Source organism: Aestuariibaculum lutulentum (assembly GCF_032926325.1).
Lineage (GTDB): Bacteria > Bacteroidota > Bacteroidia > Flavobacteriales > Flavobacteriaceae > Aestuariibaculum > Aestuariibaculum lutulentum.
Genome location: NZ_CP136709.1, coordinates 2,923,856 through 2,941,763 on the forward strand (window position 1 = coordinate 2,923,856; position 17,908 = coordinate 2,941,763).

Sequence of the window (17,908 nt, forward strand, 5' to 3'; positions counted from 1 at the left end):
ATAATTGAAATAGTTAATCCAGCAATAAAACAAATGGGGGCTATTATAATACCAACGATATTACCTTCTAATTCAATTGTCCATATAAGCAAAGTTGCTAATCCAATAAACTGAAACAAATGTGAGTTTGTAAAAATCAATAGGAATTTTAGGGGTTTTTCAAAGGAATTTATTTTAGTCAAATAACGAAATATTGAGAAGTAAATTAAAAGACGAATTATAAAGAAAACTGTTAAAAATAATAGGTATATAGCTTTATCAATTTGAATAACATTAGCTCCTAATTTCTGATAAAATCCGAGATTAGTAGTAATGAAATAACTTAAAATTTGATAAAGAGGGTTGCCAAATATTCCAAATATCAAACAAGGAGCAAAGATTAAAATTTTAAAATTTATAGAGTTAATCAAAATACTAGGTAACGTGTGTATAAACACACTGGTGTGTTTATTTTTATTATATATACACCCAAATATACATAAATACTTACAAGTCTAACGGATTTTTTATAGAACTAAAACTGTTTTGTGCAACGTGAGTATATATTTCAGTGGTTTTCGTAGAGTTATGTCCTAGTAAAAGTTGAATATATCTAATATCTGTTCCGGCTTCTAAAAGATGTGTAGCAAAACTATGGCGTAGGGTGTGAGCCGTTACAGGTATTTTAATACCAGCTTGTTTAGCCGTGTTAGATACCACTTTACCTACACTGTTAGCACTGTATTGTTCTTTGTTTTGTCCTTCGAACAAATAATTTGTTGGTCTATATTGTTTGTAATATTCTCTTAAATCTTCTAGTACTTTTTCGGATAAAATAGTGTATCTGTCTTTATTCCCTTTCGCATCTCGCACCTTGATAAGCATTCGTTTACTTTCTATGTCGGTTAGTTTTAAATTTAAGAGTTCAGATCGTCTAAGTCCAGCAGAATAGAGTAGGGATATAATGCATTTATGTTTCAAGTTATTGGCATTAGATATAATAGATAAAACTTCAGGCTTTGAAAGTACAACGGGTAGTTTTTTAGATTTTCTAGGGCGCTCAATACTATAAAACCTGTTAGGTAATCCTAATACAGTTTCATAATAAAATTTAATACTGTTAACGGCTTGGTTTATGTAGCTATCAGACCGCTCTGTTTTTATTAAATATTCTAAATAATTTCTAATATCATTTTCATCCAGAGTGTTAATGTCTTGATCGTTATAGTAATTTATAAAGCTTTCAAAGCAGGATACATAGGTTTTTACGGTATTATTTGCATATTTTTTGAGCTCTAATTTTTGCAGATAGCTTTCTGGACAAAATTTATAATTTTCATGTCTATTTCTCTTGTAAACCCAACTGGAATCAAAGGTTTCATCAAGGTTTTTAGCTCTTGTTTTTTCAAAAAAGTACTTGGTGTCAATCCAAGCAACACCTTTAAATAATTTAAAAATAGCATCAAGGTTAGCTTTTGTGTTTCGAATATAGAACATAGTAAACTCTTTACTCCATTTCACATCTTCTAATTCTTTAATTAGAATTTCTACGGTTGAGTTGGCATAAAATTTAAGACCAATTTGCGGTACATCATCTATTAAAAGGTGTTTTAAGGTGATATGAAGGTTTAAAGCCATGACTTTTTTTGTTGAATTTACTTATAATCTTTTAAAAAAGAGTATCTTATACGAATAGTATTCGTGTAACATTCGACTAAATTGTAAAAATGAAAAGAAATGGATGTAAATCTTGCGGAAAGGAATTAACAGGAAGATCGGATAAAGTGTTTTGTGATTTGCACTGTAAGAGCTCGTATCACTACCGCCGATCTTTGGAAGAGGCTCCTAGATTTTATAATCAGGTGGATAATCAACTAAAACTCAACCGTAAAATTTTGAAGAGTTTTAATAAGGCAGGAAAAGCTACTGTAAGAGCTAATGTTTTAAAAGAACAAGGGTTCAATTCTAAATTTTTCACTCACTATTGGAAGAACCAAAAAGGAGATGTTTACTTCTTTGTATATGAATATGGTTTCTTGAAAAAGAAAGAGCAAAATATTGAAAAATATATTTTAATCCAGTGGCAAGATTATATGAATTAATTGTATGTTTTTTGTTGCAAGTCCAATTTCAGGATATTACAAAAGTTAGTAATGATGAAAGCCCATATTCAACACCTTCTTATACTTTTGTAGATGTATATTCTCCAAAGTAAAAATTTAATTTTAATCTTCTTTAGGAGTTATTTTTTAGTAATGATACGCTAAACCGATATGTCTTTTTAATACATATAAATCTAAATTTTCAACCATTAAATTGTGGAAATTTAGACTTTAAATATTTGTGATTTTTTTTGTGATATTTTTGTGATAAAAAATTATTACAAAAATAAAAGTAGTGTGGTGTTAATGACAATTGTAGTCAAAAAACACCATTTTATTTAGGTTTAATGGGGTTTTGAGTAGTTGCACCCATTAAGGGGTGTTATTTAATTGTGTGATACAATTGGGTGTGATTTTGAAAATTTAGGATTCCATTTTGGAGAAATTTGTAAAAATTTTGTGCTGAATTTGATTTTTTGAAAAGAAAGTGCAAAAACTTGAAAAATATATTTTAATTCAGTGGCAGGATTATATGAGTTAGACTCATTAATTTTTTATGTAAAAATATTCCACATTACCTGTTTCTATATCAAAATAAGGCGCTCTACCCAAGTTATCATATGGTAAATTATGAATAGGGAAATATCTGGTAGTAAGTAGTTCTTTTAGCTCTTGAATATCTTTTTTTGTTGCAGGTTTACTTTGGTTCGGAGTTAATAAATTCATGCCCAAATGAGCAAGAGCAGTGCCAGCTGCCGCATTACCAACCCCTGACAAACTCATTGTCTCTTTTTTAGGTTGGATTTCAGGTTTAACTTCAGTAGTTGGTAAGTTTTCTTCAGAGATATTAGGTAAATTATTTTTCTCTACGACACTATTTTGCGGCTGTTTTTCATACCAATATCTGCTTCTACAAGAGTTACTACAAAATTTTTGAGTACCACGTCTTTTAGGGATGTAATCATCACCACAATGTAGGCAAATTTCAGTTTTTTTCATTTTTATCCGTAAATTAAACGTTTAATTTACGGATAAATATAGTTTTTCTATTTTAAACACCAACTTTAAAAACACTTTTTAATATGCTGATTTCTGCTTCTTCCTGACTAATAAGTGGTTGTTTTTTGATTTTAGAGCGTGTATTTATGGTATTTTGGGTGGTTACTGTATCAGTTAATTTATCCTCTGGTAAACTACTATTCAACTCTAGGTTTTGTCCCTTAGACATTGCATTTTTTAAATCGATGTAATGGGCTTTAAGTAAGTTTTCAAGGTCAGGATTAAGGTCTTTTCTTATGCCCTTTTTTGAACCAAAATGTTGGATAAACGTATTAAGATGCGATTGGTAGTTGGTTTGCTGTAATTTAAAAAGCCCTGAAATATTACTATCGTATTTAATGAAAGTTTTTAGGTTTTCAGCCAACCAATTTGCAATATAGGATAAGACTTCTATTTGCTCTAAATACTTTTCTGAAATATAGTTAAACTCATAAGTTTCTAGCTCTCCCTTTTTCTTTAGTAATTCAAATATATTCTGTTCTAAAGTTGCATTTTTTAGTATGGTTTTTGAATTATCACGATCCTCTTTTAAAAGGATAGGACCTTTGTAATAATCGAGTACAAAAACAGTATTAAAATGACGCTTATCCGCAAACAAGTCAATATTTTTAAGGGCTTCTACAAATAATGGAGAATCTGGAATGTAGAATACAAATTCAACCCACAAATGTTTTATCAGCTCCAGATAAGTCTCATGTAATTCGGTTCTATTCATGTGATGTTTTTAGCATTTCTGAATAATCTTCTGGTAATTCGGCGTCAATATCTCTTAGATACTTTTCGAGAGCAGTCATCGTGGTATGTCCTGTTATGAGCATTAATTTACTTCTAGCTTCGAAAGGCGATGATTCTTTTACAAGCGCTCTGTATAGTTTAGTAATATAGGTATGTCTAAAACTATATAATCCATAATCTGCACCTAAATTGAAATGGTCTTTGACTACTCTTTTAAAGCGTTTTGAAAAGTAATTTCTTTTGTTATTGATATCGGTATCCCATTCAGATCCAATTTTATCTGGAGTAAATAGCATCGCTTCTTTATCTAAAGTTGATAAATCAGGTAAATCATTCCACAGTATTTCGGGAATAATTTTAGTTTTTAATGGACTATTTTTAGCCTTAAATTGAATGGTTCGATTGGCAACATCAATATCCTTAACTTTTAATCGACAAACTTCAATAGGTCTTAAAAAATTATAAGATATAAACTTAATATACAATAATAGTATCGGGTCATTAACCTGTAAGTGCTTAAAAATGGCTTCCTGAATTTCTATAGAATAGGTTTTATTTCTTTCAGGGGTCGATTTTAAAACAGGTATTTTCTTAATAAAGTTTACTTCAATAATATCGTTATCCTCTAAAACCTGCGTTAGACTACTAAGATCGGTTCGATAATTGTTTCTGTTGCGTGCACTGGTTCGCTGTAGTGTGTCATTTAAAAAAGCAGAAACAACCTTTTTATTAAGTTGATTAACACTTTTTATCCCAGGTGCATTTTCTTCTAACCATTTTAGAAATGAATCAACACGGTTTTGGTACCCTCTGGTAGTTGTTTTACTTAATAATTGTCTTTTTATATTTAGAGAAAATTCAAAAGCTTCTTTAATAGGCATACCAGTAGCTTCTACCAATTCGGTTTTCTTTTCTTCAGCCTTTGTATTATTTGTGCTTTTCGTATTGGTTTCTGAAGTCTCCTGTTTAGAATTTAATTTGTTGTATAATTCCGTGTTATCTTCAAAAGGGTTATAACCTAGTTTTAGAAGTTTTATTAACGTCTTTCTGTAAATCGTTAAGGCTTCCATGCGTTCTTCTTTGGTTTTGTATTTATTGACATCGCCATAGAAGGGTGTAACACGTTTTAATTTTCCTGTTTTTGGATTTCGAAATGAAAAATAAACGTACCAACGTTTACTTAAATCACCTTTTGCAGTGTAAATTTTAGGAGCTGTGAAATTCTTTTTTTGGGACAAATCGTATGCAGTTTCGTATTCACTTTCGTATGCAAATGTAAGGATTTGTTTAGATGTAAACATAAAAAAACGGTTTAACAAAGGTTAAACCGTTAGTTTTGAATTGATTACATTTTGTAGCGAGAGCGGGGCACGATCCCGCGACCTCCGGGTTATGAATCCGACGCTCTAACCAACTGAGCTACCTCGCCGTTTTGTGGGTGCAAATATAGAAACATTATTCATACACGCAAACACAAAATGAAAAAAAATATTATTAAAATTTATTGTCACAGGTCTTAATTAATGTATATATTGGGCTAAATAATTTTTTAATAGTACTTTATGGACGATAAAATTAAATTTGAAATAGAATTCTCAATACACGCTTCTCCTCAATTATTATATCAATACATCTCAACCCCGTCTGGTTTGTCTGAATGGTTCTCCGATAATGTTAATTCTCGTGGCGAATTATTTACCTTTATCTGGGACGATAGTGAAGAAAAAGCGAAGCTACTAAGCAAAAAAAGTGGCGAACGCGTAAAGTTTAGATGGTTAAATGATGAGGAAGACAATACTTCATATTTCGAAATTAAAATTCAGGTTGATGAAATTACAAAAGATGTTTCTTTAATTATCACCGATTTTGCTGAAGAAGATGAAGTAGATGAAGCTAAGATGCTTTGGGATAATCAAATTTCTAGTTTAAAGCAGGTATTAGGTTCTGCATAATTACTAAATAATATATTTCAATTATATTTGTGCCCTGTTCTCCAAAAAGAGAACAGGACATTTTTTTTTATGACAAATTACAACGGAAATATTTTAGCAGAAACCAATATTCTTTCAATTCAAAATAGAGGTTACGCATACGGCGATGCCCTTTTTGAAACCATTAAAGCTTCACACGGAAAATTACTGTTTTGGGAAGATCATTATTTCAGATTAATGGCATCTATGCGTATTATGCGTATGGAAATTCCAATGAATTTTACCATGGAATTTCTTGAAGAGCAAATTCAAAACACGTTAAAGGCAAATAGTTTAACAGAAGCTTCAGCTCGTGTAAAATTAACGGTTCATAGAAATGAAGGTGGATTATACCTGCCTCAAACAAATGCAGTTGGATTTAATATTTCTGTAAAACCATTAGAAGATGACTTTTATGTGCTAAATGATGGAACTTACGAGGTGGATTTGTTTAAAGATTATTATGTTTCTCCAAGTTTACTTTCTACATTAAAAACCAACAATAAAGCCCTACATGTAGTGGGAAGCATTTATGCCAAGGAAAATAATTTAAATAACTGCTTAATTTTAAACACTAATAAACAAGTTGTAGAAGCTCTTAATGGTAATGTGTTTTTAGTAAAAGGAAATATCATTAAAACACCACCACTAACCGACGGATGTTTAAAAGGCGTGATGCGTAAACAAATTATTGATGTTCTAAAGACTTTGGAAGGATATCAATTGATTGAAGAGTCTATTTCTCCGTTCGAACTTCAGAAATCTGATGAAATTTTTATTACTAACGTAATTTCTGGAATTACACCAGTATCTAAATACCGTAAAAAGTCATTTAACAGTGAAGTAGCTAAAACAATACTACAGAAATTAAACGTAAAAATTAGGTTAAGTTAATTGTAGTTGGGGTTTTCTGGAGCGTTAGACCAAATGCTGTATTCATCACCGAACTCCAGCATTTTCTCTTTCCAGAACGATGCATAATCCTTACCTATAATTTCATTTTTGTAGATATTTTCGGTAACTACCCAGGAATTCGATTTTAATTCATCGTCTAACTGTTGGGCAGCCCAACCAGAATAGCCTAAAAAGAATCTTATTTCATCTTCTTTAATGCTGTTTGTTGAAATTAATTCGGCTACTTTGGAAAAATCACCTCCCCAATAAATACCAAGTGAAATTTCAACACTATCTGGTATTAAATCAGGTATTCTATGAATAAAATACAGGTTATCCTGTTCTACAGGTCCGCCATTGTAGACTCTAAAGTTAGCTTCTACTTCAGGCACCAGGTCGTTGATATTGTAGTCTAAAGGTTTATTTAAGATAAAACCTACAGACCCTTCATGAGAGTGTTCTGCTAATAACACAATAGATCGATTGAAGGAAACATCGCCAATTATAGCAGGTTCAGCGATTAACAGACTTCCTTTTTTTGGTTGGATTGTAATCATACTATCGATGAATTAGTAATCTAAATCTAACATTTATTTATTAAAAAAGCAACACTTTAAAAGCATATATAAAAAAAGCCTTCAAAATTTGAAGGCTTTTTCAATATTAATGTTGTAATCTTATTAGTTTACTGCGTTTGATAAATCTGCACCAGCTTTAAACTTTACAATGTTTTTAGCTTTGATTTTAATAGTATCTCCAGTTTGTGGGTTTCTACCTTCTCTAGCTGCTCTTTTCGAAACTGACCAAGAACCGAATCCTACTAAAGAAACTCTGTTACCTTTTTGTAAAGCTCCTTCAATCTCAATTAGTGCACATTCTAAAGCCTTTTTAGCTGCAGCTTTAGTAATTCCAGCGTGTTCTGCCATCGCATCGATTAAATCTGTTTTGTTCATAATGTAAAATTTAATTATTAATAAATTGGTTAAACGTTTGTGTTAAATCCTACTACAAATTTATACGGATATCTCAATAATGCAAGTAATAGCAAGGGAAATGCCAAGTTTTGTTGATAACTTCTGGCTTTTGTTAATAACGAAAGTGCTTTTCGTCGATGTTTTAAAAATATCAGTAATAATAGGGCTTTACAGCATTTTTGCATTTACATTAAACTCGTATCCGTTTAAAAGCGATTTAATGTCCATAGCGCGTTTTCCCGGAAGTTTAATTTCCTTTATATTAATGTAACCATTTAATACAGCAACTTTTAGCTCTTTTTTAGAAGCTATAACAGATCCAATGGTGTAATCATGTTCGGCTGGTTCTTTACTTGAAGCATAAATTTTCACATCTAAATGTTCTTCTCCATTAACTAAAGTACACCAGGCTCCTGGATAAGGACTCAATCCGCGAATTAAATTATAAATATCGTCTATTGGGGCTTCCCAGTTAATTTTACAGTTATCTCGATTTAATTTGTAAGCTGTTTTAATATCAGCTGTATCTTTTTGAGGAGTAGTTGTTACACTATCACTTTCAATTTGCTTTACTGTTTTTAAAACCAAAGCACTACCAATAGTCATTAACTTATCATGAAGACTCCCTACATTTTCTTCAGGGTCTATAGCTATAGACTCCTGCAGAATCATATCTCCGGTATCAATATCTTCATTAATAAAGAAGGTAGAAACTCCTGTTGTTGTTTCACCATTAATAATAGCCCAGTTTATTGGTGCAGCTCCACGATAGTTAGGAAGTAAAGATGCGTGCAAGTTGAAAGTACCATATTCCGGCATTTGCCAAACCACTTTAGGTAACATTCTAAAAGCAACCACAATTTGTAAATTGGCTTCTAAAGCTTTTAATTCATTTAAAAAATCTTCACTTTTTAAGTTCGTTGGTTGTAATACATTCAGGTTTTGTGAAACTGCGTATTGTTTTACCGCACTTTCATGAAGTTTTCTGCCACGACCAGCAGGTTTATCTGGTGCTGTAATAACGCCTACTACATTATAATTGTTCTCAACTAAAGTTTTTAAGGTATCTACCGCAAAATCTGGTGTACCCATAAATACAATTCTTAAATCTTTCATTGTATACTATTTATTATTTTAAGTCATAAAAATAGAATCGTTGCTATTATAGATGACTCAATCTATATGTGTTTGTTTTTGTAATATTTATAATTTGGTGCTCTAATAATAAGAGGAGCACGTCTTTTAAATCGGTTTCGTTACAGTTTAAATGTAACATTAATTCACGTGACGATTGTTCATTTTCCTGTAAAAGCTCGATAACCTTATTTTTTAACGAACCGATATTTTCAGATTTTTGAGGCTTCTTTTTATTTGTAATACAAACCGAACAGATACCACAAGGTTCAATCTCATTTTCTCCAAAATAGGAAAGTAACTGCATGCTTTTACAAACCGAATCGTTATTAATATAATCAAGCATGGCATTAACCTGATCTTCTTTTAGTGTGTTTTGTTGCTTTATAATCGAAGCCACTCGATTAATAGTTTTATCGTCTTCACGGGGTTCAATAAAAGTTACCTGCGCATCGGTTCTTGCTAAGTTTAACGTAATAACTTCATCGGCTTCAAGCTGTAGTAATACTTCCGTGATTTGTTTTTCTGAAACGGAAGCTTTTTCAGCTATCTTCCCTAGATTTATCTTTGTATCATGATCAAAAATACCTCCGTACATACGTAAAATAGACTTTACAATAATGTCGTAATTCTTCCGTGTTTCTAAATATTTAAAAAGTGCCGGACTCGAAATAATGAACTGAGCAGAAACCTTATTTTTAAACTGTTTTGAAAGTGCAATTATACTATTTCTATCTAACAACAACAGGGCATTATAGGCTAAAATAGCGTTAAAATTATAAGTTTTACAGAAGGTATTGTAATCGAAGTCGAATGTCATGTATTCTCCTTCTCCATAAGACACCTGAAAATAATTGCACAACTTTCGGTATACTTGTTTTACAAAATCTACAGTTGGTAATATTTTTAAAAACTGATTTTTAACCAGTTCTTCGTCGCTTTTGTTTTTTAAAATAACAGCAAAGGCCTTTTCACCATTTCTACCTGCCCGACCAGCTTCCTGAAAGTAACTTTCAATACTTTCTGGTAAATTTAAATGAACCACTGTTTTAACATTGGGTTTATCGATTCCCATACCAAAAGCATTGGTGGCCACCATAACCTGTTTCTGGTCGCTTAACCATAAGTTCATGTGTTTGTCTTTATCGTCGGTTGGTAAGCCGCCATGATAATAGGTCGCAGAAATTTGCTTCGACTCCAAAAACGAACTGACTTCCAGTGTCATTTTTCGATTGCGCACATAAATAATTGATGGCTCTTTATATTTTTTTAAAATGGTTTGAAGTCGGTAGTATTTATCTTCTTCATGAAAAACCATATAGCCCAAATTATCTCTAAAAAACGATTGTTTAAAGATTTTAGGACTTATGAAATCTAATTCCTTAACAATATCGTCAATCACTTCTGGTTTAGCTGATGCTGTTAAAGCAATAACATTAACCGTTGGATGCAACTGACGCAAAATAGCAATGTTTTTGTATGCAGGTCTGAAATCGCTTCCCCATTGAGAAATACAGTGCGCTTCATCAACAGCAATTAAATTCACATGCATTTGGCGAATACGCTCCTGAACCAACTCCTGTTGTAGGCGTTCTGGCGACAGATATAGAAATTTATAATTTCCGTAGATACAATTATCAAGCATGGTATCCAATTGCGTGTAACTTATTCCACTGGTTACAGCCATTGCTTTAATGCCTTTGTCGTTTAACTGCTTAACCTGATCTTTCATTAAAGCAATCAAAGGGGAAACCACAATGCAAATACCTTTTCTTACTAATGCCGGAATTTGAAAGCACAACGATTTACCGCCTCCGGTTGGCAGTAAAGCAAAGGTATCTTCACCTTCTAAAACCGCATTAATAATACCTTCTTGCTGCGGTCTAAAAGATGTATAATTCCAGTAACGTTCTAGTATGTTTATGGGATGTTCCATTTACATTTGTAGTGCCTTTAAAATATAGTCTGCACGGTTTTCAATTGTATCAAAAGGGATATCAATTAGATTATAATTATAACGGCTATAAGTATTTAGTAAATGGTCGTGTATTTGAAGGGCTTGCTCAAAACTTTCATAGCGCTCATTATCTGAAGTGTAAATGGCTTCCCAAGGTTTTAAAATAAATACCGAATCGTAAACCAAATTTTCACAAGCATCAATAAAATGTTGTGGGTAAGTGTCACCAATAAAATCCATATAAGCAATTACGTCGTGAACACCTCTGTCGAAAAAAATAGTTTCTGCGGTATGAATGTTTGCATCTTCAAACTGTTGTTGCCTTCCTTTTAAAAGAAGCTCACTAAATAACAACGGGTTTGATAAAAACAGTTGATCGATTCCCTCTTTTTGAGCATCAAGTATAACCTGACGGGATATTTCCTCAAGACAAGTATACCCGCGTTTTACTAATTCATTTATTAATGAAGATTTTCCGGTTCCGGGACCACCTGTAATCACAATTTTTTTAGAATTCAAACCTGTTCTATTTTAGCTGTAAAATTCGGAATTTAACTGTTATAAAAAAAATGCGCAAGCCAGAGTTTATCCAAGCTTTACTTTTGTTCCTTAAAAAAAGGCTATAAATTTATATAAGCTTATATTTGCAGTATATAAAAAAGATTATGAGCACACCTTCAAATTCAGAAGAATTCTATAAAAAATTAAAAGAACAATTATTAGAAACCACTAACTGGCCGTCGGAATATTTGTATAAATTTATTGTGTTAACAGAAGCCAGTAAAATTTCAGATTTAGAAAATATTTTTGATAATATGGGGGCTGTAATTAATACAACGGCTTCAAAAAATGGTAAGTATACCAGTGTTTCCATTAACCTATGCATGTCCGATCCAGATGCGGTAATTGCCAAGTATAAAGAAGTTGCAGAAAAAATAGAGGGAGTTATTAGTCTTTAGTTTTTTTTTGTATTTTGCACTAGCAGAATTACTACCTGCTAAAATTTTTAACTTCACATATTTTATTTTGACAATAGATAATTTAGAATACAATACCGAGCGTGAGTACTTAATTATTCCGGAATATGGTCGCCATATTCAAAAAATGATTAGTTATGCCAAGACTCGAGAAACAAAGGAAGAACGCAACAAAGTAGCTAAAGCTATTATTGCGGTAATGGGAAACATGCAACCACATTTACGTGATGTTCCCGACTTTCAGCATAAACTTTGGGATCAGTTATTTATGATGTCTAATTTTGAATTAGACGCCGATTCACCTTACGAAAAACCTACAAAAGAACTTTTTGAAAGTCGCCCGGAGCCTTTAAAATATCCGCAAAATTTCCCGAAATACCGCTTTTACGGAAACAATATAAAAACCATGATTGATGTGGCTAACACTTGGGAAAGTGGTGACCTAAAAGAAGCACTGACTTACACCATCGCCAATCACATGAAAAAATGTTTTTTAAACTGGAATAAAGATACCGTTGAAGATGATGTGATTTATGGTCACTTATATGAGCTTTCAGGAGGAAAAATAAATTTAAAAAATTCGGAAGAAGATCTTTCTGATGCCACAAGCTTAATGCGCAACAAGACCAAGTTTACCAACAAAAAAGGTGGACATCACAAAAAAAATTCATCAAACCGTCAAAGAAAACGCTTCTAAATATTTATGGGAACATTTAAAATTGAAGGAGGTCACCAGTTAAAGGGAAGCATCCAGCCTCAAGGAGCCAAAAACGAAGCCTTACAGATTTTATGTGCTGTTTTATTAACCCCTGAAGTTGTTACAATTAATAACATTCCGGATATCGTTGATGTCAACAAGCTTATAAAACTATTAGGGAACCTTGGTGTAAAAATTGAAAAAATAGGGAAAGGCTCGTACACCTTTCAAGCCGACGAAGTTGATTTAGAATACCTTGAATCTGATGCGTTTAAAGTTGACGGCCGTGGTTTACGAGGATCGATTATGATTGTCGGACCGCTTTTAGCACGTTTTGGTAAAGGATACATTCCGAAACCAGGTGGTGATAAAATTGGTCGTCGTCGTTTAGATACACATTTCGAAGGACTTATTAATTTAGGCGCTAAATTCCGTTACAGCAAAGAGGAACAGTTTTACGGTGTTGAGGCCGACAGACTTAAAGGAACGTACATGCTCCTTGAAGAAGCTTCGGTAACGGGTACTGCTAATATTGTTATGGCTGCCGTTTTAGCGGAAGGCCAAACCACTATTTACAACGCTGCCTGTGAGCCTTACTTACAACAATTATGTAAGATGCTTAACCGCATGGGTGCCAAAATTAGTGGTGTTGGTTCTAACATGTTAATTATTGACGGTGTTGAAAGCCTTGGTGGAACCGATCACACCATGTTACCTGATATGATTGAAATTGGTAGCTGGATTGGTTTAGCTGCCATGACTAAAAGTGAACTTACTATTAAAAATGTATCTTGGAACGATTTAGGAATCATTCCGAGTGTTTTTAGAAAGTTAGGAATTACCGTTGAAAAACAAGGTGATGACATTCATATACCAGCACATACCAATGGTTACGAAATACAAAGTTTTATTGACGGATCGATTTTAACCATTTCTGATGCGCCCTGGCCTGGATTCACACCAGATTTATTAAGTATTGTTTTAGTTGTTGCGACACAAGCCAGAGGAAGCGTTCTAATTCATCAAAAAATGTTTGAAAGCCGTTTATTCTTCGTCGATAAATTAATCGATATGGGGGCTAAAATCATTCTTTGCGATCCGCACCGTGCTACCGTTATCGGCCATGATTTTAAATCGACTTTAAAAGCGATGACCATGACTTCTCCTGATATTCGCGCGGGGATTTCTTTATTAATTGCTGCACTTTCAGCTAAAGGAACTTCAACAATTCAGAATATTGAACAAATTGACAGAGGTTACGAAAATATAGACGAGCGTTTAAGAGCTATTGGTGCTAAAATTGAACGTGTAGAATAGTTTTCAAAATATAAAAGCATTAAAAAAGGAGCAAAATTGCTCCTTTTTTAATTCATGTAAAACTCATTAAAACATTCAATGCCAGTAACATCATTTAACTCTTCAATCACTTTTGTCTTTGTATTTGCCAGCCAAAGTGCTTCTATATTTTGTATTTTAATGTCCTTCGTTTTTTTAACTAAAGCTATAATGTTACCTTCATTCTGATTTAGCTTATCACAATAACCAATGGTTATAAACAAATCATCTTCCTGAATAGGTAATTTTAAAACATCCAAAATTTTATACTTTTTATTGTTCAACGAATCAATTTGAATGCTATTAAATAGTAGAAGGTTTTCATTTTTATCTTTTAAATGAAGGATGTCATATTTAGCTGTTGGCTGAGAATTATAAAACGTAGTATCGCTAACTTTTTCAAAAGTTGACAATAATTTATTTGTCTCCAATTTTGATATTCTGAACCGACTAAAACAATGTCTTTATGATCTCTATTATTACAATTGATTAATAAAAATGGAACTATTAAATAAACCAGCGTTTCATATTTTTTGTTTAAGAAATTCTAAACAAGAATTATACCAATAAATGATTTAAAACAACCCGCTAATTTCTCCATTATCATTAATGTCTATGTGTTCTGAAGCAGGGTGGGCGGGAAGTCCTGGCATACGCATAATGTCGCCAGTAATTGGAATTAAAAAGCCTGCTCCAGCTGCAATTTCTATTTCTCTAACAGTAATGATAAAATCTTTTGGACGCCCCAACAGTTTAGGATTGTCGGATAATGATTTTTGTGTTTTTGCAATACAAACGGGTAAGTGATCGAGTTTTAAATCAGAAATTTTTTGGAGATGAGATTTTGCCTTTGCTGTATAATCAACATGCTCGGCACCATAAATTTCTTTTGCAATAGTTTCTATTTTAGTTTTAACAGGCGATTTCCAGCTGTACAGAGGTTTAAAATCTGAATGATGAGATTCTACAACATCTATAACCTGTTGAGCTAAATCTAAAGCGCCTTCACCACCTTTGGCCCAAATGTCGGCTACTGCTATTTTAATTTGTTTTGCAGCTGCAAAGGTTTTAATGACATCTATTTCAGCTTGGGTATCACTTGAGAATTTGTTAATAGCTATGATTGGAATCACATTAAATTTGGCAATATTCTCAAGATGTTTTTCTAAATTGGGAAGTCCGTTTTTTAAAACTTCAATGTTTTCTTCGGTTAATGATTTTAAATCGGCACCACCATGATATTTTAAAGCGCGAATAGTAGTGGTAAGCACAACGGCTTTTGGTTTTAATCCCGCACTTTGGCATTTTATATCAAAGAATTTTTCAGCCCCTAAATCGAATCCAAAACCAGCTTCGGTTACCGTGTATTCAGAATGAGACATCCCCATAAGTGTTGCAATAACCGAGTTAGTTCCTTGAGCGATGTTTGCAAATGGTCCACCATGAATAATGGCAGGATTACCTTTAATAGTCTGAACTAAATTAGGTTTTATAGCATCCTTTAATAAAGCAGCCATGGCACCTTCGGCTTTTAAATCTTTAGCGTAAATAGGTTGTTTATTAAAGGTGTAGCCAATAAAAATTTTGCCTAATCGTGTTTTTAAATCGGTAATATTTTGAGCCAAACAAAGAATGGCCATAATTTCAGAGGCCGCCGTAATGTCGAACCCCGTTTCTCTTGGAATACCCGATGTTGTTCCGCCCAATCCTACAATAACACGTCTTAAGGCACGGTCGTTTAAATCAACCACACGCTTCCAGCTTATTGTTCTTGGGTCTAATTGCAGAGAATTGGTTTTACTTTGAATATTATTATCAATGATTGCCGCTAAAAGATTATGAGCTTTTTCAATGGCTGAAAAGTCGCCTGTAAAATGAAGGTTAATATCTTCCATTGGAAGTACCTGTGAATATCCACCTCCAGTGGCACCACCTTTAATACCAAAAACAGGTCCTAAAGATGGTTCTCTTAAAACAACGGTTGTTTTTTTGTTTAATCTGTTTAAGCCTTCAGAAAGCCCAATAGACATGGTTGTTTTGCCTTCGCCGGCAGGCGTTGGAGAAATAGCAGAAACTAATATCAGGTTGCTTTTTTGAGCCTTTTCTTTGTTAATATATTGTAATGGAATCTTGGCTTTATACTTTCCGTACATTTCAATGTCGTCGGGGTTGATGCCAAACATTTCAGAAATTTGAGTAATAGGTTTTAGAGTAACAGTTTTTGCTATGTCTAAATCAGTCATGTCATTTTAGTTTTAGTTCTTCTAAAGTTAAAAAATAAAGACTATTTATGACGTGATTTTTGTCATTTTATACTTACTCTTTAATTGTTTAAAGCTTCCTTGTAGACTTTCAAACAGCGTTCGCGAGCAAATTTATGATCGACTATGGGCTGCGGGTAGGTGAGTTCCTGAAATTCGGGAACCCATTGTCTGATATACTCTAAATTTTTATCGAATTTTTCAATTTGTGTGGTCGGATTAAAAATCCTAAAGTAAGGTGCTGCATCTACACCAGATCCAGCCACCCATTGCCAGTTTCCAATATTACTGGCCATCTCGTAGTCGTGCAGTTTTTCAGCAAAGTAGGCTTCACCCCAACGCCAGTCGATTAATAAATGTTTACATAAAAAGCTACCAACAAGCATTCTTACACGGTTATGCATAAATCCGGTAGCATTGAGTTGTCTCATCCCGGCATCAACCAGAGGATAACCTGTTTTTCCTTCACACCAGGCTTTAAATTCTTCTTCATTATTTCTCCAGATAATCCTATCGTAGGATGGTTTGAAACTTTTGGTAACCGTATGTGGAAAATGCCATAAAATCTGCATAAAAAACTCACGCCAAATTAATTCCTGAAGAAAGACTTCATTTTTAGATTGGTTGGCTTTATTGGCCATAACTCGCACACTTACCGTACCAAAACGTAGGTGAGGGCCTAATTTTGAAGTGGCGTCTTTAGCAGGAAAATTTCTTAGGTCTTCGTAAGTTGAAATGAGTTCAGGATTTATTTTATAATCTTCAATATGTTGTGCCGACCTTGTAAAGCCGATAGTTTCTAAATCGACATTTGGTAAAGATTGCTCATCAATTATTTCATTTAATAAAGATTCGCTTGGGTAAGATGTGATTTTTTGAGATTTAAAATGTGATTTCCAAACCTTCATATATGGCGTATACACAACATAAGGGGTGCCATCGGCTTTTGTAATGTCGTTACGCTCAAAAATTACCTGATCTTTAAATGTTTTGAAATTTATACTTTTGGTTTTTAAGAACGCTTCAATTTCTGCATCACGTTTCATAGCATACGGCTCGTAATCGTGATTGGTAAACACCGTATTTATGTGGTAGGTTTCGCAAATGGTTTTATAAATATCCAAAGGTTTACCAAAATAAATGGCTAACGATTTACGATGCTTTCCTTTAAGAGTGGATTTGATGTGCTCAAGTGCGTCAAAAATAAAAGTAACTCTGGCATCATCTTTAGGGAGTTTATCTAAGATTTCAATGTCAAAAATAAACACAGGTAAAACAGGATGTTCAGATGACAAGGCTTCAAAAAGTCCGTGGTTATCATGAAGTCGTAGATCGCGACGAAACCAGAAGATGTTTATTGTTTTTTTCATTTATAGTGTTCCGAAAAGGGCTTCTAATTTTTTAGTTCTGTAGTTAAAAATTTCTTCAAGTTTAGGTTTAACCATGATAGGATGAACGAGTTGACCAAGAAATCCAAAAGGAAGCTTGTAATCTACAATATCTTCCATTTCAACACCCCCATCAATAGGTTTTATAAAATGCTTATGGTGCCATAAACGGTAGGGGCCGAAGCGTTGCTCATCTACAAAATATTGTTTGTCGACCACATGTGTAATTTCGGTAACCCATTTGGTTTTTATGCCTAAAATAGGCGTGACGATATATTGTATAATCTGACCAGAAAACATAGGACGATCGGCACCCGAAAGGATATCGAAGCTCATATAATCGGGCGTGATGGTTTTTAGATTTTTAGGATCCGAAAAAAATGCCCAGGCTTCGTCAACGCTAATGGGTAAGTTTTGCTTTTTATGTAAAGTATAAATCTTCATAA

Annotated in this window: 19 protein-coding genes and 1 tRNA gene; 6 read left to right on the forward strand and 14 right to left on the reverse strand. The window is 33.1% G+C overall.

The window, feature by feature from the left end; genetic code table 11:
* Positions 1-486 precede the first annotated feature (486 nt).
* Entirely contained in the window at positions 487-1,617 is a 1,131-nt protein-coding gene (gene xerA / locus R1X58_RS12495) for a site-specific tyrosine recombinase/integron integrase (RefSeq protein ID WP_240574628.1), read from the reverse strand.
* A gap of 89 nt (positions 1,618-1,706) precedes the next feature.
* On the opposite strand from xerA, the gene R1X58_RS12500 reads away from it, so the two are divergent.
* Positions 1,707-2,081, forward strand: a complete 375-nt coding sequence (locus R1X58_RS12500) for an RING finger protein (RefSeq protein WP_240574627.1) — start codon at positions 1,707-1,709, stop codon at positions 2,079-2,081.
* A 546-nt stretch (positions 2,082-2,627) separates the two neighbouring features.
* Here the strand turns inward: R1X58_RS12500 and R1X58_RS12505 are convergent.
* The 4 genes from R1X58_RS12505 to R1X58_RS12520 form a co-directional block, all read right to left on the reverse strand.
* Complete coding sequence (locus tag R1X58_RS12505; protein WP_240574626.1) at positions 2,628-3,080, reverse strand: hypothetical protein; 453 nt, start codon at positions 3,078-3,080, stop codon at positions 2,628-2,630.
* Positions 3,081-3,132: 52 nt separating this feature from the next.
* Positions 3,133-3,855, reverse strand: coding sequence for a hypothetical protein (locus tag R1X58_RS12510; RefSeq protein WP_240574625.1), 723 nt, complete (start codon positions 3,853-3,855; stop codon positions 3,133-3,135).
* Positions 3,848-5,176, reverse strand: a complete 1,329-nt coding sequence (locus R1X58_RS12515) for a tyrosine-type recombinase/integrase (protein ID WP_240574624.1) — start codon at positions 5,174-5,176, stop codon at positions 3,848-3,850. The genes R1X58_RS12510 and R1X58_RS12515 overlap by 8 nt, the downstream gene beginning before the upstream one ends.
* Positions 5,177-5,230: 54 nt before the next feature.
* Positions 5,231-5,304: transfer RNA gene (locus R1X58_RS12520), tRNA-Met, on the reverse strand.
* Positions 5,305-5,437: 133 nt separating this feature from the next.
* On the opposite strand from R1X58_RS12520, the gene R1X58_RS12525 reads away from it, so the two are divergent.
* Both R1X58_RS12525 and R1X58_RS12530 read left to right on the forward strand, forming a co-directional pair.
* Entirely contained in the window at positions 5,438-5,827 is a 390-nt protein-coding gene (locus R1X58_RS12525; protein WP_240574623.1) for an START-like domain-containing protein, read from the forward strand.
* Positions 5,828-5,896: 69 nt separating this feature from the next.
* Complete coding sequence (locus R1X58_RS12530; protein WP_240574622.1) at positions 5,897-6,739, forward strand: aminotransferase class IV; 843 nt, start codon at positions 5,897-5,899, stop codon at positions 6,737-6,739.
* On the opposite strand, the gene R1X58_RS12535 is transcribed toward R1X58_RS12530, so the two are convergent.
* The 5 genes from R1X58_RS12535 to R1X58_RS12555 all read right to left on the reverse strand — a co-directional run bounded on the left by R1X58_RS12535 (position 6,736) and on the right by R1X58_RS12555 (position 11,323).
* Complete coding sequence (locus R1X58_RS12535; RefSeq protein WP_240574621.1) at positions 6,736-7,296, reverse strand: YqgE/AlgH family protein; 561 nt, start codon at positions 7,294-7,296, stop codon at positions 6,736-6,738. The genes R1X58_RS12530 and R1X58_RS12535 overlap by 4 nt on opposite strands.
* 123 nt (positions 7,297-7,419) lie before the next feature.
* Positions 7,420-7,692 (reverse strand): HU family DNA-binding protein, encoded by a 273-nt coding sequence (locus R1X58_RS12540; protein WP_188215699.1) that lies wholly within the window; start codon positions 7,690-7,692, stop codon positions 7,420-7,422.
* Positions 7,693-7,881: 189 nt separating this feature from the next.
* Positions 7,882-8,829: a methionyl-tRNA formyltransferase gene (gene fmt / locus R1X58_RS12545; protein ID WP_240574620.1), complete on the reverse strand. Its 948-nt coding sequence runs from the start codon at positions 8,827-8,829 to the stop codon at positions 7,882-7,884.
* 46 nt (positions 8,830-8,875) lie between these two features.
* Entirely contained in the window at positions 8,876-10,783 is a 1,908-nt protein-coding gene (locus tag R1X58_RS12550) for a RecQ family ATP-dependent DNA helicase (protein ID WP_240574619.1), read from the reverse strand.
* Positions 10,784-11,323, reverse strand: coding sequence for an AAA family ATPase (locus R1X58_RS12555; protein WP_240574618.1), 540 nt, complete (start codon positions 11,321-11,323; stop codon positions 10,784-10,786).
* A 146-nt stretch (positions 11,324-11,469) separates the two neighbouring features.
* On the opposite strand from R1X58_RS12555, the gene R1X58_RS12560 reads away from it, so the two are divergent.
* The 3 genes from R1X58_RS12560 (at position 11,470) to murA (ending at position 13,795) form a co-directional block, all read left to right on the forward strand.
* A complete protein-coding gene (locus tag R1X58_RS12560; RefSeq protein WP_240574617.1) occupies positions 11,470-11,763 on the forward strand; it encodes a DUF493 family protein in 294 nt (97 codons plus the stop codon).
* A gap of 67 nt (positions 11,764-11,830) precedes the next feature.
* Complete coding sequence (locus R1X58_RS12565; RefSeq protein ID WP_240574616.1) at positions 11,831-12,478, forward strand: DUF4290 domain-containing protein; 648 nt, start codon at positions 11,831-11,833, stop codon at positions 12,476-12,478.
* Positions 12,479-12,484: 6 nt separating this feature from the next.
* Positions 12,485-13,795 carry a UDP-N-acetylglucosamine 1-carboxyvinyltransferase gene (murA, locus tag R1X58_RS12570; RefSeq protein WP_240574615.1) on the forward strand — a complete coding sequence of 437 codons (1,311 nt, stop codon included), beginning with the start codon at positions 12,485-12,487 and terminating at the stop codon, positions 13,793-13,795.
* A 47-nt stretch (positions 13,796-13,842) separates the two neighbouring features.
* Here the strand turns inward: murA and R1X58_RS12575 are convergent, their stop codons facing one another.
* The 4 genes from R1X58_RS12575 to R1X58_RS12590 form a co-directional block, all read right to left on the reverse strand.
* Positions 13,843-14,244 carry a hypothetical protein gene (locus R1X58_RS12575; RefSeq protein WP_240574614.1) on the reverse strand — a complete coding sequence of 134 codons (402 nt, stop codon included), beginning with the start codon at positions 14,242-14,244 and terminating at the stop codon, positions 13,843-13,845.
* Positions 14,245-14,388: 144 nt separating this feature from the next.
* Complete coding sequence (locus tag R1X58_RS12580) at positions 14,389-16,056, reverse strand: formate--tetrahydrofolate ligase (RefSeq protein WP_240574613.1); 1,668 nt, start codon at positions 16,054-16,056, stop codon at positions 14,389-14,391.
* Between the two features lie 80 nt (positions 16,057-16,136).
* Positions 16,137-17,444 carry a cryptochrome/photolyase family protein gene (locus tag R1X58_RS12585; RefSeq protein WP_240574612.1) on the reverse strand — a complete coding sequence of 436 codons (1,308 nt, stop codon included), beginning with the start codon at positions 17,442-17,444 and terminating at the stop codon, positions 16,137-16,139.
* Positions 17,445-17,906, reverse strand: a complete 462-nt coding sequence (locus R1X58_RS12590) for an SRPBCC family protein (RefSeq protein ID WP_240574611.1) — start codon at positions 17,904-17,906, stop codon at positions 17,445-17,447.
* Positions 17,907-17,908 lie beyond the last annotated feature (2 nt).

Excerpts from the sequence above, each read along its gene's own strand:
- R1X58_RS12560 (WP_240574617.1), top strand. The coding sequence starts at position 11,470 with ATGAGCACACCTTCAAATTCAGAAGAATTCTATAAAAAATTAAAAGAA.
- R1X58_RS12530 (WP_240574622.1), top strand. The coding sequence starts at position 5,897 with ATGACAAATTACAACGGAAATATTTTAGCAGAAACCAATATTCTTTCA.
- R1X58_RS12515 (WP_240574624.1), bottom strand. The coding sequence starts at position 5,176 with ATGTTTACATCTAAACAAATCCTTACATTTGCATACGAAAGTGAATAC.
- xerA (WP_240574628.1), bottom strand. The coding sequence starts at position 1,617 with ATGGCTTTAAACCTTCATATCACCTTAAAACACCTTTTAATAGATGAT.
- R1X58_RS12535 (WP_240574621.1), bottom strand. The coding sequence starts at position 7,296 with ATGATTACAATCCAACCAAAAAAAGGAAGTCTGTTAATCGCTGAACCT.
- fmt (WP_240574620.1), bottom strand. The coding sequence starts at position 8,829 with ATGAAAGATTTAAGAATTGTATTTATGGGTACACCAGATTTTGCGGTA.
- murA (WP_240574615.1), top strand. The coding sequence starts at position 12,485 with ATGGGAACATTTAAAATTGAAGGAGGTCACCAGTTAAAGGGAAGCATC.
- R1X58_RS12505 (WP_240574626.1), bottom strand. The coding sequence starts at position 3,080 with ATGAAAAAAACTGAAATTTGCCTACATTGTGGTGATGATTACATCCCT.
- R1X58_RS12580 (WP_240574613.1), bottom strand. The coding sequence starts at position 16,056 with ATGACTGATTTAGACATAGCAAAAACTGTTACTCTAAAACCTATTACT.
- R1X58_RS12525 (WP_240574623.1), top strand. The coding sequence starts at position 5,438 with ATGGACGATAAAATTAAATTTGAAATAGAATTCTCAATACACGCTTCT.
- R1X58_RS12590 (WP_240574611.1), bottom strand. The coding sequence starts at position 17,906 with ATGAAGATTTATACTTTACATAAAAAGCAAAACTTACCCATTAGCGTT.
- R1X58_RS12585 (WP_240574612.1), bottom strand. The coding sequence starts at position 17,444 with ATGAAAAAAACAATAAACATCTTCTGGTTTCGTCGCGATCTACGACTT.
- R1X58_RS12550 (WP_240574619.1), bottom strand. The coding sequence starts at position 10,783 with ATGGAACATCCCATAAACATACTAGAACGTTACTGGAATTATACATCT.
- R1X58_RS12500 (WP_240574627.1), top strand. The coding sequence starts at position 1,707 with ATGAAAAGAAATGGATGTAAATCTTGCGGAAAGGAATTAACAGGAAGA.
- R1X58_RS12510 (WP_240574625.1), bottom strand. The coding sequence starts at position 3,855 with ATGAATAGAACCGAATTACATGAGACTTATCTGGAGCTGATAAAACAT.
- R1X58_RS12540 (WP_188215699.1), bottom strand. The coding sequence starts at position 7,692 with ATGAACAAAACAGATTTAATCGATGCGATGGCAGAACACGCTGGAATT.